Origin of the sequence: Rhizobium binae, from assembly GCF_017357225.1 — a bacterium.
Classification (GTDB): Bacteria; Pseudomonadota; Alphaproteobacteria; order Rhizobiales; family Rhizobiaceae; genus Rhizobium; species Rhizobium binae.
Map to the genome: position 1 here is coordinate 1885557 of NZ_CP071604.1, position 12994 is coordinate 1898550.

14 protein-coding genes are annotated in these 12994 nt (G+C 61.2%); 3 read left to right on the plus strand and 11 right to left on the minus strand.

The features are described from left to right. Nucleotides 1-185: 185 nt before the first annotated feature. A complete protein-coding gene (locus J2J99_RS09140; protein WP_168294922.1) occupies nt 186-962 on the minus strand; it encodes an SDR family NAD(P)-dependent oxidoreductase in 777 nt (258 codons plus the stop codon). 93 nt (nt 963-1055) lie between these two features. Here J2J99_RS09140 and J2J99_RS09145 point away from each other — a divergent pair, with 93 nt between their 5' ends. Next, nucleotides 1056-1631, plus strand: coding sequence for a TetR/AcrR family transcriptional regulator (locus J2J99_RS09145; protein ID WP_168294921.1), 576 nt, complete (start codon nt 1056-1058; stop codon nt 1629-1631). A 54-nt stretch (nt 1632-1685) separates the two neighbouring features. Here J2J99_RS09145 and J2J99_RS09150 read toward each other — a convergent pair whose 3' ends face one another. Further along, entirely contained in the window at nt 1686-2300 is a 615-nt protein-coding gene (locus J2J99_RS09150) for an FMN-dependent NADH-azoreductase (protein WP_168294920.1), read from the minus strand. Between the two features lie 137 nt (nt 2301-2437). Here J2J99_RS09150 and J2J99_RS09155 point away from each other — a divergent pair, with 137 nt between their 5' ends. After that, nucleotides 2438-3406 carry a LysR family transcriptional regulator gene (locus J2J99_RS09155; RefSeq protein WP_168294967.1) on the plus strand — a complete coding sequence of 323 codons (969 nt, stop codon included), beginning with the start codon at nt 2438-2440 and terminating at the stop codon, nt 3404-3406. 39 nt (nt 3407-3445) lie between these two features. Here the strand turns inward: J2J99_RS09155 and J2J99_RS09160 are convergent, their stop codons facing one another. The 4 genes from J2J99_RS09160 to J2J99_RS09175 form a co-directional block, all read right to left on the minus strand. After that, a complete protein-coding gene (locus tag J2J99_RS09160; protein WP_168294919.1) occupies nt 3446-5434 on the minus strand; it encodes a bifunctional 2',3'-cyclic-nucleotide 2'-phosphodiesterase/3'-nucleotidase in 1989 nt (662 codons plus the stop codon). A 324-nt stretch (nt 5435-5758) separates the two neighbouring features. Then, complete coding sequence (locus J2J99_RS09165; protein ID WP_168294918.1) at nt 5759-6160, minus strand: PilZ domain-containing protein; 402 nt, start codon at nt 6158-6160, stop codon at nt 5759-5761. An 83-nt stretch (nt 6161-6243) separates the two neighbouring features. Beyond that, complete coding sequence (locus J2J99_RS09170; RefSeq protein WP_168294917.1) at nt 6244-7125, minus strand: DMT family transporter; 882 nt, start codon at nt 7123-7125, stop codon at nt 6244-6246. Nucleotides 7126-7196: 71 nt separating this feature from the next. After that, the gene (locus J2J99_RS09175) at nt 7197-7658 is read right to left on the minus strand and encodes an Lrp/AsnC family transcriptional regulator (RefSeq protein WP_168294916.1); all 462 of its coding nucleotides are present in this window, start codon (nt 7656-7658) and stop codon (nt 7197-7199) included. Nucleotides 7659-7812: 154 nt separating this feature from the next. On the opposite strand from J2J99_RS09175, the gene ald reads away from it, so the two are divergent. Further along, entirely contained in the window at nt 7813-8931 is a 1119-nt protein-coding gene (gene ald, locus J2J99_RS09180; protein ID WP_168294966.1) for an alanine dehydrogenase, read from the plus strand. Nucleotides 8932-8947: 16 nt separating this feature from the next. Here ald and J2J99_RS09185 read toward each other — a convergent pair whose 3' ends face one another. The 5 genes from J2J99_RS09185 to J2J99_RS09205 all read right to left on the minus strand — a co-directional run bounded on the left by J2J99_RS09185 (nt 8948) and on the right by J2J99_RS09205 (nt 12955). Continuing rightward, complete coding sequence (locus J2J99_RS09185) at nt 8948-9457, minus strand: DUF1203 domain-containing protein (RefSeq protein ID WP_168294915.1); 510 nt, start codon at nt 9455-9457, stop codon at nt 8948-8950. Between the two features lie 267 nt (nt 9458-9724). Next, the gene (locus J2J99_RS09190; protein WP_168294914.1) at nt 9725-10285 is read right to left on the minus strand and encodes a GNAT family N-acetyltransferase; all 561 of its coding nucleotides are present in this window, start codon (nt 10283-10285) and stop codon (nt 9725-9727) included. A 5-nt stretch (nt 10286-10290) separates the two neighbouring features. Next, nucleotides 10291-11160 carry a 3-mercaptopyruvate sulfurtransferase gene (sseA, locus tag J2J99_RS09195; RefSeq protein ID WP_168294965.1) on the minus strand — a complete coding sequence of 290 codons (870 nt, stop codon included), beginning with the start codon at nt 11158-11160 and terminating at the stop codon, nt 10291-10293. 14 nt (nt 11161-11174) lie between these two features. Beyond that, entirely contained in the window at nt 11175-11912 is a 738-nt protein-coding gene (locus tag J2J99_RS09200) for an alanyl-tRNA editing protein (RefSeq protein WP_168294913.1), read from the minus strand. A gap of 5 nt (nt 11913-11917) precedes the next feature. Further along, entirely contained in the window at nt 11918-12955 is a 1038-nt protein-coding gene (locus J2J99_RS09205) for a cysteine synthase A (RefSeq protein WP_168294912.1), read from the minus strand. Nucleotides 12956-12994: the final 39 nt, after the last annotated feature.

Here is a 12994-nt window from a genome sequence, read left to right on the forward strand (position 1 = left end):
CGGGTGTTCGTGGCGGGCTCTGTGGTCATCAGGATCCGTTCTATTCCCTTCTGGTCCTGACGAGCCTGAGGCTGGTCTCCGTCCTGCTGTTCCTGGTGGGACAATCGTCCTGTCCCGTGTTGTCCGCCGCGTAAGGAATGGCTGACCGAGGCCGGGCAAGCTCGACTTGCCCGGTCCTCGCTGATTCATGCGGCGCGGAAGATCTTGGCGCCGGACGGTGCGCTCGTCATGCCGCCATCGACGGTAATCTCGATGCCGGTGACATTGGATGCGTCCTCGGAGGCGAGATAGAGCGCGGCTTTGGCGATCTCGTCGGCTTCGCTCATGCGCCCGAGCGGGCTCATGCCGCCGATGCGGGCCTCGAGCGCCGACATCGCGTCTTCCGTCTGGGCCATCGGCGACCAGATCGGTGTCTTCGTGCCGCCGGGCGTCACCTGATTGACGCGGATCCCGCGCGGCGCCAGCTCGGAGGCCATATTGCGCGTCATCGCGCGGACCGCGGCCTTGGTCGCTGCATAGGCCGACCAGCCGGGAGCGCCGAGCACGGCATGCACCGATCCGTTGAGGATGACTGAGGCGTCGTCGTTGAGATGCGGCAGGGCCGCCTGCACGGTAAAGAAAACGGCCGTAAGATTGGTGCTGATGATCCGATTGAACTGCTCCGGCGACGTGTCACCGAGCGGTGTCGCGCCGCCAATACCGGCATTGGCGAAGATGATGTCGAACCTACCGACCTTTGCGGCAGCTTGCGCGAAGGCCCTTTCGGTGGCGATTACATCGGTAACGTCGAGGTTCAGCGCCACGACGCTGCCCCCAAGAGACTTTTCGGCGGCAGCGAGCGTTTCCGGATTGCGACCTGTGATCACGACCTTGGCGCCCTCATCGATGAAGGCCTTGGCGGTCGCAAGACCGATGCCGCTATTGCCGCCGGTGATTAGGGCGACCTTGTTTCTTAGACGCATGATTCATGCTCCTCTTGGAAATGACAACGATCTAGATTATGATCGTTATCTACAAGGATTATGATTGTAATCCACATAAGTCAAGAGGCGCCGATGGGTCGTACGCAACTGGAAAAACAGAAGACGCATGAGAAGATCGTGGAGACTGCGTCCAGGCGTCTGCGCGAAGCGGGACTCGACGGCATCGGTGTTGCCGACCTGATGAAGGAGGCCGGGCTGACCGTCGGCGGCTTCTACAAGCACTTCGCTTCGCGTGACGATCTGGTCGCCGAGGCGATCCATTCGGCTTTCGATTCATGGGGACGTAAGTTGGAGACCGAGGGGATCAACCCGGCGGAGATGACGGCTGCCGATATCGCCGAGCGTTATGTCAGCACCTATCACCGCGACAATCCCGGCGAGGGCTGCCCTTTTGCAGCGCTAACCTCCGATATATCGCGCAGCGGCGAGAAGGCGCGAGCGATCGCGACGGATGGACTCAGGCGCAATTTCGCGGGATTGGCGAGCAGGGCCGCAGGAGCGGATGAAGGGGAGAGGCGACGCAAGGCGATCATGGCCTTCGCGATGATGGCTGGCGGCGTCGGCCTTGCCAGGATTTCCTCCGATGAGGCGCTGTCAGCCGAAATCCTCGAGACGATCCGCGATTTTGTCGCTGCTATCGACAAATGACAACGGCCGGCGAAGGGCCGGCCGTTGCATTACACCAAAGCGTTGGAGAGCCGATCAGGCGGCCAGCGCGATTTCCTGGACGCGCGACTTGGCGGCGTCAATGGCCTTTTCGGCGGCTTCCGGGCCGAAGGCGAGGCCTTCGACATAGATGGTTTCGACGTCTGTGATGCCGAGGAAGCCGAGAACCGACTTCAGGTAAGGCACGGCATGGTTCAGGGGAGCGGCCGGACCCTGCGAGTAGACGCCACCCGAGGCGAGAACGACATAAACCTTCTTGCCTGCGACGAGACCGACCGGGCCGCTTTCCGTGTACTTGAACGTCACGCCGGCGCGGGCGATATTGTCGATCCAGGTCTTCAGCGACGAGTAGATATTGAAGTTGATCAGGCCGGTGCTGATGACGATCGTGTCGGCAGCAAACAGTTCGGCGACGAGTTCGTCGGAGATTTTAACCGCGGCGATCTCTTCGGCGGTACGGGCTTCCGCCGGCTTGCGGATCGCGCCGGTAAAGAGGTCATCGATGTGCGGCAGCGGATTGGCGGCGAGGTCGCGGCGAACAACGACGCTGCCCGGCTTCTGGTTCTTCAGCTTTTCGGCGAGGTCGACGGCGATCGGCGTCGAGAGCGAGTCGGCACGCGGGCTGGACGTCAGAAGAAGGATGGACGACATGCTGCATTTCCTTTCGAATTGAATTGGACGGCTCGTTGCTGGGAAGTGAGCCGCTGTGTCGAGGGGGAAAATAAGTCTGGCCCGCTATCGAAAAAACTGTGATAATGTCGATCGAAACTATCGATAGAATGGATGAGATGCTTCCGAACCCGACTTTGGACCAGTTGCTGGTGTTTTTGACCGTTGCCGAAACCGGCAGCTTTTCGGCCGCATCGCGCGCGCTCAACCGTGCGCAGTCGGTCGTCAGCTATACGATCGCCAATCTGGAAGCGCAGCTTGAAATGCCGCTTTTCGAGCGCTCCGGCGCGCGCCAGCCGAAGCTGACGGAAGCGGGCAAGGCAATGCTCGAGGATGCGCGGCGCATTCTCGGCGACCTGCAGCTCATGCGCGCGCGCGTCAAGAGCCTGCGGGAGGGCCTCGAAGCCGAGGTTTCCGTCGCCATCAGCGTTATGGTGCCATCGCGGGCCGTCGTGGACGTGCTGCACGAATTCCGCGAAAGATACCCGACCGTTTCGTTGAACCTTAATGTCGGTGAACTTGGAATGGTCATGGATCTCGTTCTGAGCGGCAAGGCGACGGTCGGTATCGGCGGCGCGGTGCTCAAGCCGGACGATTCGATGGTCACGGAACGAATCGGCCATTCCTTCATGGTGCCGGTCGCCGCGCCCGACCACCCGCTTGCCGCGATCGGCCGGCCGCTCATGCTCGGCGACGTGCGCGAGGAAGTGCAACTCGTCGTCACCGACGCGTCAGGTCGGACGAAGGGGCGGGATTTCAACGTTCTGTCCTACAAGACGTGGCGCGTCAGCGATATTGCGACAAAGCACCAGCTCATTAAGGCCGGGCTCGGCTGGGGCGGTCTTCCGGCATCCGTCATCCATGACGATCTGCGCAGCGGCGCGCTCATCCATCTCGATCTGGATGCCTATGAACAGGGCGAGTATTCGATCTATTCGATGCGCCAGCTCGCCAATCCGCCAGGGCCTGCCGCCAGCTGGATGATCGACGCCTTCCGCACGCGGCTTTCCCATTGCCCGAACCAGGCCGATTTCCATGCCGAGATGGCGGAGCTGCGTGACACCGCTCCGCCGCTCGCGGCCGAATGACGAAGGCGCGCAGCCGCGCCTTCGTCGATATGCCTTCCGTTAAAGAAGCAGCCTGAACTTCGAGAAGCCGTCGGCCCCGTCGCCGGCGTCCTCGATCTTGACGCTCTTGACCGCGGCGAGGAACTGCTTCGCCTTGGGGCTGCTTTCGAAGGTCACCGTCGTGCCCGGCAGCGGCTTGAAGGTCCAGTTCGCATCGGCCGACGGATTGATCGTGCCCTGCTCGTGGACGTAGCGCACGATGACGTCGCGGTTGGTGTCCGGCGCCTGGAAGATCACCTTGTCGGCAGCGATCTCGGGGAAACTGCCGCCGCCGCCGGCGCGGTAATTGTTGGTGACGACGACGAACTTCTGGGCCGGATCGATCGGCTTGCCGTCGAAGGTGAGGTTCTGGATGCGGTTGGCATCCGGATTGATCGCCTTACCGGAGGAATCGTATTTCGGCGGCTGCGACAGGTCGATCTGGTATGCAACGCCATCGATCACGTCGAAATTGTAAGACGGGAAGTCGGTATTGAGCAGCGGCGCATCCTTCGCCCCGACGTCGATGTGATTGAACATGCCGGCCGACATTTCCAGCCAGTTTTTCACCTGGGCGCCGGTAATCGCGACAGCCTGCACCGTGTTCGGATAGAGATAGAGGTCGGCGACGTTCTTGATGGCGATATCGCCGGCCGGGACATCGGTATAGTAATCGGCGCCGCCGCGCCCGCCGGCCTTGAAGGGGGCAGCCGCTGAGAGCACCGGCAGATCCTTGTACTCGGTGTCGGCAAGCATCTGCTTGATGTACCAGGTCTGGGCCTGGCTGACGACCTGCACGGAAGGGTCGTCGGCGACGAGTGCGAAATAGGAATAAAGCGGTGCGGAGGTCTTGCCGACCGGCGTGCGGACATAGGCGAGGGTCGCCTCATGCTCGGCCTTGGCGGCTTCGACCACGTCCTTTTTGTCGGCGTAGTCGGCGACCACCTTCTTCTTGTCGTCGCGATGGTAGATCGGCCGCGCTTCCGAGGTGAAGTCGACGATCTTCCAACTGTTGCCGTCCTTTTCGAGCAGAAGGTCGATGAGGCCGAGATGCGAGCCCCAGAACCCGGCCATGACAGCGGGTTTGCCATGCAGCGTGCCCTTGACGGGATCGGCATTGGCGATGCCGTCCCAACTCTTCGGGCCGGGGAAGACGAGATGCTGGTGGCCGGTGAAGATCGCATCGATCCCTTCGACGGCGGCGAGATGCAGCGAGGCGTTTTCCATCTTTTCGGACGGCGCGGCTCCGTCTATGCCGGAATGGGAGAGCGCAATGACGACATCGGCGCCGGCTTCCTTCATCGCGGGAACCCAGGCCTTGGCGGCCTCGACGATGTCGCGCGTCTGCGCTTTGCCTTCGAGGTTCTTGATGTCCCAGAGCATGATCTGCGGCGGTACGAAACCGATGAAGCCGATCTTGACCGGGCTCTCCTTGCCGGCGCCGTCTTTGATCTGCTTTTCCACGATGATGTAGGGTTTGAAGAAGAGATCGTCCTGCTTCGGATCCGAGGCGAGCTGGCCCTTGGTCAGGTTGGCGCAGACGAAGGGGAAATTGGCGCCGGACAGGACCTTGAACATGAAGTCGAGGCCGTAATTGAACTCGTGATTGCCGAGTGTCCCGACCGTGTATCCGAGCGTGTTCATTGCCTTGATCACAGGATGGATGTCGCCGTCCTTCATGCCGTGCTGATAGGCCATGTAGTCGCCCATGGGATTGCCCTGCAACACGTCGCCATTGTCGATCAGCAGCGAATTGACGGCCTCTGCGCGGATATTGTCGATGATCGTTCCGGTGCGCGACAGGCCCATCGTTTCGTTCGGCTTGTCGGCGTAATAGTCATAAGGAAAGACGTTGACGTGAATGTCGGTCGTTTCCATCAGCCGGAGATGCGCCTGGTTGGCGCTGGCGCGGGCGCTGAACGGGTGCAGTAGCACCAGGGCGGAAGTGGCGGCGAGACCGCCAAGCAGGGAACGGCGGCTCATGACGCCGACATCGAAAATGGAAGACATGGAACTCTCCTTCAAGGATCATGCAATCGTCCGGCCGGTCAGGATTAGGACGAATTGGCGAGGAGTACACTGTGAAAATGACAGGACGTCAAAACGATCGACAGGAAAGGTGAAATGATTTCGAAATGCAATGCGTGGTACAGCCCTCCGGCTCAAATCCATCGAGGGCGGATCCAGGGCCGGCATTGGTTGGCTCCATCGACATCGGCAACGTCGACGCCGGCCTGCCGCAGACGCAAAGCTCTCGTTCCGCTCGACGTGAATGTCAACCAGTAGCGGCTGAAACGATTTCAGCCGCTCCTTTGCCACAGAAGCGGTGCAGCCTTAAGATTTCAGCGTCAACGTCGCCGAACGAGGCGGACGCTCGATATTGGTCGCGGCTCTCAGTTGGCGCACCGCCAGCACGGGGCGTATTTCCTGATGGAAGAAGCGGAAATAGGAGGAGACCTGCGCCCGCGCATTCGAATTCACGTCGAACTGGATGCCGATCCGGCCATTGTGCTTCCAGCGGATGATGCCTTCGAGCAGTCCAAGGTTTTCGGCTTCGATGCGCACCTTGCTGCCGGAAGCGGCATGGAGCGGCGCCTTCGTCTCAAGGGCGGCGCCAGTCACCGACAGGTTGAGAATTCGGACATCCACTTCGCTGTTCAGATATTTGACGCTGCCGAAGACACGGCAATTCTTCCGATCTGCCTTCCGCGCCGTGATTTTCAAGTTGCTGCTCATGGTGGCTCCCTTAGTCGCGAAGGGAGCATAGCGCCGGAAAATTGAAATGGTTTTAGGGGCTTGGCTAAAATTGCAGTGAAACCTCAATTGGCGGCAGCCGTCCTGCGCCCCACCACATGTTCGCGCCAGACGGTGAAAATGCCGGCGGCAACAACGATGATCGAGCCGATGATCGTGTTGAGACTGAGCGTTTCGTCATAAATCGTTACACCGATGATCGAGGCATAGACTAGTGACAGATAGGTCAGCGGCTGGACGGCGGCGGCATCGAGAAGATCGTAGGCGCGGATCAGGAAATAATGGCTGGAAATGCTGGTCACGCAAACAAGCGCCATCCAGCCCCAGTCTCCCACGGACATCCAGCTCCAGTAGAATGGGCCGACGATGGTCATGGTGAGGGCGCCGATGACGCCGGTATAGAAGAAGCTGGTCATCGACGAATCGTCGCGGCTGGCGAGACGGGTGGCAATGACATAGAAGGCGAAGTTGAAGCAAGAAAGAACGGCCAGAAGCAGTTTCACATCGAAAAACTCGCCTTCCGGCCTCAGGATCAGCAGCACCCCGAATAGTCCGACGGCGATCGCCGTCCACCGTCGCCAGCCGACCCGCTCGCCGAGGATCGGCATCGACAGGAGCGCGATCAGGATTGGCGTCGCGGAAAAAATCGCTTGTGAGCGCGCAAGGCCAATCACTGCGAAGCAGGTGATGGCCAGAACCACCTGGACGGCAAGCAGCACGCCGCGCACCACCTGAAGAAGTGGACGCTTGGTGCGGGCAGTCGCCTTGAGGCCGCCGCGCATCTTCGAAGCGAGGATGATCGTGAACAGCGCGAAGGCCCAGTAGCGAATCATCGTCACGAAGATCGGCGGGTAGGCAGATGCCAGATGCTTCGAGATGGCGTCCTGCAAAGAGAAGATGGTGATCGCCAGCAGAGCGAAAATATAACCGGGGGTCTTCGATGTCATGATTTGCCATTGAACGGGAACGCCTGCGCGTTGCGAAAGTCTGGGCAGGGATTCGGCAAATAAGCAAGGCCTCAAAGCCCCACATTCGGCCTGTCGATGATTTCTCTGAGCGCGAAGCTCGAATTGATCTTGACCACATGGGGAAGCGCCGACAGCCAGTCGCGATGGATGCGTTCGTAATCCTCGAGGTCGCGGGCAGCGACCCGGAGGATATAGTCATATTCGCCCGACATCAGGTAGCAGACGAGCACATTCGGACAGAGCTTCACCGCCGCTTCGAATTCCGCCAGCGTCTTGGCGAACTGGCCCGAGAGCGAGATATGCACGATGGCAATCATCTTGTAGGCGAGCGCCTTGTGCGAAAGCCGGGCGTGATAGCCGTCGATGACGCCGCTCCGTTCGAGGATGTCGAGCCGGCGCGAACAGGCCGAAGGCGACAGGCCGATCTTTTCGGCAAGTTCGGCGTTGGTGATGCGGGCATTGGCCTGCAGCACCTTGAGAATCGTAAGATCGATGGTGTCGAGATCGGTCATTCGAAGAACTTTCGAAGAATAATGATAACGTCGCAATAATCCGCGAAAAATCGGTTCCATGCAAATCGTCTTTGCAAGGACATTTCGCCGTCTTGGTGGTTGGATTTGTAGCGAGGAGATCCGCGACCGCGGAGACAAAATGAGAGGAACGCCAATGCGTGTCGGTTGCCCGAAGGAAATCAAGAACCATGAGTATCGTGTCGGCCTGACGCCGGCTTCGGTGCGCGAATACGTCGCCCATGGCCACGAGGTCTGGGTCGAGACGAAAGCCGGCGCCGGCATCGGCGCCGATGACGCCGCCTACGCCGCGGCTGGCGCGAAAATCGCCGCCTCCGCCAAGGACATCTTCGAAAAGTGCGACATGATCGTCAAGGTGAAGGAGCCGCAGCCCTCCGAATGGGCGCAGCTGCGTGACGGTCAGCTTCTCTACACCTATCTGCATCTGGCGCCCGACCCCGAACAGACCAAGGGTCTGATCGCCTCCGGCGTCACCGCGATCGCCTATGAGACGGTGACCGACGAACGCGGCGGCTTGCCGCTGCTGGCGCCGATGTCAGAGGTGGCAGGACGCCTGTCGATTCAGGCGGGAGCGACCGCGCTGCAGAAGGCCAATGGCGGTCTCGGCGTCCTGCTCGGCGGCGTACCCGGTGTGCTGCCGGCCAAGGTGGCGGTGATCGGCGGCGGCGTTGTCGGCCTGCATGCCGCCAGGATGGCCGCCGGCCTCGGCGCCGATGTCAGCATTCTCGACAAGTCGCTGCCGCGCCTTCGCCAGCTCGACGACATTTTTGCGGGCCGTGTGCACACGCGTTATTCCAGCATCCAGGCGTTGGAGGAGGAAGTCTTTTCGGCCGACCTCATCATCGGCGCCGTGCTCATCCCCGGGGCGGCTGCCCCGAAGCTCGTCACGCGCGAAATGCTGTCCGGCATGAAAAGGGGCTCCGTCATCGTCGACGTCGCCATCGACCAGGGCGGTTGCTTCGAGACCTCGCATGCGACGACTCATTCCGATCCGACCTACGAAGTCGACGGCGTGGTGCATTACTGCGTCGCCAACATGCCGGGCGCTGTGCCCGTCACCTCCGCGCACGCGCTGAACAACGCAACGCTGGTCCATGGCCTGGCGCTCGCCGACCGCGGCCTGCGCGCCATTGCCGAAGACAAGCACCTGAGAAACGGTCTCAATGTGCATAAGGGCCGCATCACCAGCAAGCCGGTCGCCGAAGCCCTCGGCTACGAAGCCTTCGCGCCGGAGAGCGTATTGAACGTAGCGTAAGCTCCCTGACTCTGGGTTAGGTGAGGGCGTCGGTCTTTGTCAGGGCCGGCGTCCTTATCTTGTCGATTCGGCATTGGAAGCAGTTGTTGCGGGCCGAGCGCACATGCACATAGGCAATCTCGGGCCGCGCCAGCAATGTCTCGGCATAGGCGGGAATATCGGCGATAGCGGTCACCGCGCCGGTGCCGTAGATGATGCGGTTGTTTTCGCCGTAGCCGCGCACGATGAAATCGCGGCTGGTCGTCAGCACCGGCGGCAGGATTTCATCCGCGGCGTAACGTGCGCAGGGTTGCTTATGCAGGAAAATCGGTCCGGTTTCGGCATAAGGCTGCAGCTCCGGGAAGGGCCGGTAGGCAAAGACCAGCATCTCCTCGCCCTCTTCGATATTCTGCAGGCAATGGCGGCAAGGGTTGCCGTCACCGTCTGATATCATCGTCTCCGGCAGGTTGTCATAGGCGTCTCTGCCGCCGTTCCAGAGGGCTCTAGCATCGGCAGTCGGCATCGCGGCAAAACGAATGGTGGTCATGGCAAATCTCCTTGATGGTTGCCATGAAAGTGCACCCGGACCGCCGTCCGAGCCACCCGTTTCTTGCGCCTGTTATTGTTTGTCGAGATCGCCGCGGCAAAACCTCGGGCACGCCAATTCATCAACGTTTGAGGGAACTCAAGGCCCGGGATGACGGAGAGCGTGGTTGGCATTCTGGCCAGTTTCGCGCCGGCGTACGGAGACACACCACCACGGGTGCTTCATTAGGCCGGCTCTTAGCACGCCCTTACACAGCAGACCAATCCATCAAGCTTTCCGGACAAGCTCCAGCAGTTCCTTGTCGCTGAGCGGCCGAACGATTCCGGTGCCGGTCGAAACCGGGGAGAAACCGTACATCTGATAGAGCTGCAATGCGCGCGGATGGTCGAGATTGTTGGTGGTGGTGGTGACCCGCTTCGGATTGAGCGACCAGATGGCATAGAGTGCCTGCAGCAGGAACCACTTGCCGATGCCGAGGCCGAGCGCATGTTCGATCAGGCCGAAATGGCTGAGTTCGATCGTATCCTCATCCTCGCAGAAATATTCATAGAAGCCGGCCGGGGCGCCGTTCACATAGAGGACGCTGATATTGTTGCGCTTGTCGTTCAGTGTCGCGGCAAGTTGCTCGTCGCTCATGCGCAGCCGGTCTACCCATTGCCAGCGCGCGCCCACCTGCCGGTAGAGATAGCGGTAGAAGGGCAGCGGTATGCCGGGCGCGCGCATGATCGCCGTCTGGATATTGACCGGCACCGGCATGCTGGCCTTCGGCGCTGCCGTCATTTCCAGCCGGGTAATGTGAGCTTTCAGCGAAGCGGGTGTCTTTCCCATGGCGATCAGGCTTTGACCGGCGTCGGCGGACCGATGACCACGGGCGTATCGTCACGACTGCCCCATTCGCTCCAAGAGCCGTCGTAAAGTTTGTTGTCCTGATGGCCGAGCGATTCCAACGCCAGCGTGATGATGGCAGCCGTGATTCCCGAGCCGCAGGAGGTGACGACCGGCTTCGAAAGATCGATGCCGGCATCCTCAATCGTCTGGCGCAGTTCGGGCAGTGATTTGAACCGGCCCCGGCTGGCGAAGACGCCGGAAGGCAGGCTGCGGGCGCCGGGCATATGGCCGGAGCGCATGCCGGCCCGCGGTTCAGGCTCGGTGGCGGCGAAGCGACCGGCGCTGCGGGCATCGGCGATCTGCATCGCGCCGCTCGAGACGATGTCGCGCATGGCATCGAGCGTCACCACGCGGCTCGAATCGAAGTTCGGCGTAAACGTCGTCGGCGCATGGCTGGCCGTCGTCGTTTCGAGCGGACGCCCCTCGGCCTTCCAGCCGTCGAGACCGCCGTCGAGCACGAAGACGTTTTTTGCCCCCATCACCCGGAACAGCCACCAGACGCGCGGCGAGGCGAACAGGCCGATGCCGTCATAGACGACGATCCGATCATTCTCGCTGATGCCGAGCCGGCCGACTTCGGCAGCGAAATAGTCGGGTGAGGGTATCGTGTGCGGCAGCGACGCTGAATGGTCGGCGATCTTGTCCTGATCGAAACGGATGGCGCCGGGAATATGGCCGGCCGCATATTCGGCATCCGCATCGCGTTTCTGCACCGGCAGATAGAAGGAGGCGTCCAGCACACGCAGATCCGGTTTGCCGAGTTCGGCCTGCAGCCAGTCGGCCGAGACGACGAAACGGCTCTTGCTCTCAGTCATCATGGTCTCCCCTGTCAGGCTTCGTCGCCGGGCGCACCGAAGCGGATGCGGAAGCGCCGGTTCTCCTTGCCCTTCTTCTCGATCTTGGCGATGTGAATCTGGCCGACTTCCTGCGTTTCGGAAACATGTGTGCCGCCGCAGGGCTGGCTGTCAATCGAGGAGTTCTTGCCGATGCAGACGAGGCTGACACGACCGAGCCCCATCGGCGGGCGTACGTTCTTCGATTTGACGATATCGGGATTGGCCGCAAGCTCGTCGTCGGTGATCCATTGCAGGTAGATGGGATGGTTCTGGCCGACCAGTTCCATCAGCCTGGCCGTGACCTCGTCCTTGTCGATCGTCTCGCTCATATCGAAGTCGATGCGGCTTTCTTCCTCGCCGACCGCCGCCCCGGTGATCGGATAGGGGCAGACGACGGACAGCAGGTGGCAAGCCGTGTGCATGCGCATCAGCCTGTAGCGGCGCGGCCAATCGACATGCAGCACCAGCGTCTCGCCGATCTCAGGCTGCGGCTCATTTTCGAGCGGCACATGGATGATGACACCCTTGCTCGCGCCATGTTTCGTCTGGCCGAGCGCGATCGTGCTGCCGTCGGCGCGTTCAAGCTGACCGGTGTCACCGGGCTGGCCGCCCGATGCCGCATAGAAGCAGGTCTGGTTGAGTTCGATGCCCCCGTCGTCGTGTACGGCGGTGACGACCGCCTCGCATGTCGAGAGATAGAAGTCGTCACGATAGAGGGCATTGACGGGCATGGGTCTCACACGGGTTCATAGGGAACGTGTATGTCGGACGACCGAGCCATCCAGCCCGGAACGGGCAGTCCTTTCGACCTCAGGAAATCCGGGTTGAAGAGTTTCGACTGATAGCGGTTGCCGTAGTCGCAGAGGATTGTCACCACGGTGTGACCGGGGCCGAGATCCCGGGCGAGATTGACGGCGCCGGCAATATTGATCGCCGTCGAGCCGCCGAGGCACAGGCCCTCGTTTTCGACGAGATCGAAAAGATAGGGAAGGGCTTCGGCATCGGAGACTCGGTAGGAAAAGTCCGGCGTGAAGCCCTCGAGATTGGCGGTAATGCGGCCCTGGCCGATGCCCTCGGTGATCGATGAACCTTCGGATTTCAGCGTGCCGTTCTGGTAGAATTCATAGAGAGCGGCGCCATCGGGATCGGCGATGCCGATCTTGACGTTGGCCTTGAAAGCCTTGAGGCCGGCAGCGACACCTGCCAGCGTCCCGCCGGAACCAACGGAGCAGATAAAGCCATCGATTTTGCCGTCGGTATCCTTCCAGATTTCCGGCGCGGTCGTTTCGACATGCGCCTGCCGGTTGGCGACGTTGTCGAATTGGTTCGCCCAGATCGCTCCGTTCGGCTCGCTCTTTGCCATTTGCTCGGCGAGCCGCCCCGATACCTTCACGTAGTTGTTCGGGTTCTTGTAGGGAACGGCGGGCACTTCGACGAGTTCGGCGCCGAGCAGTTTCAGCGCGTCCTTCTTTTCCTGGCTCTGCGTTTCCGGGATGACGATGACCGTGCGGTAGCCGAGCGCCTTGGCGACCAGCGTCAGGCCAATGCCGGTATTGCCGGCCGTGCCTTCGACGATGACGCCGCCGGGCCGCAGCAGTCCCTTCCGCTCGGCGTCGCGGATGATGAAGAGCGCGGCACGGTCCTTGACCGACTGGCCGGGGTTCAGGAACTCCGCCTTGCCGAGAATGGTGCAGCCGGTTAGAGCCGAGGCCCCCTTGAGTTTGATCAGGGGCGTGTTGCCGATGGCTTCGAGGACGGAGGGGTGGAAGGTCATGGAATCTGCCTCTTTCGAACTCTTACTTTAAGAACGGTC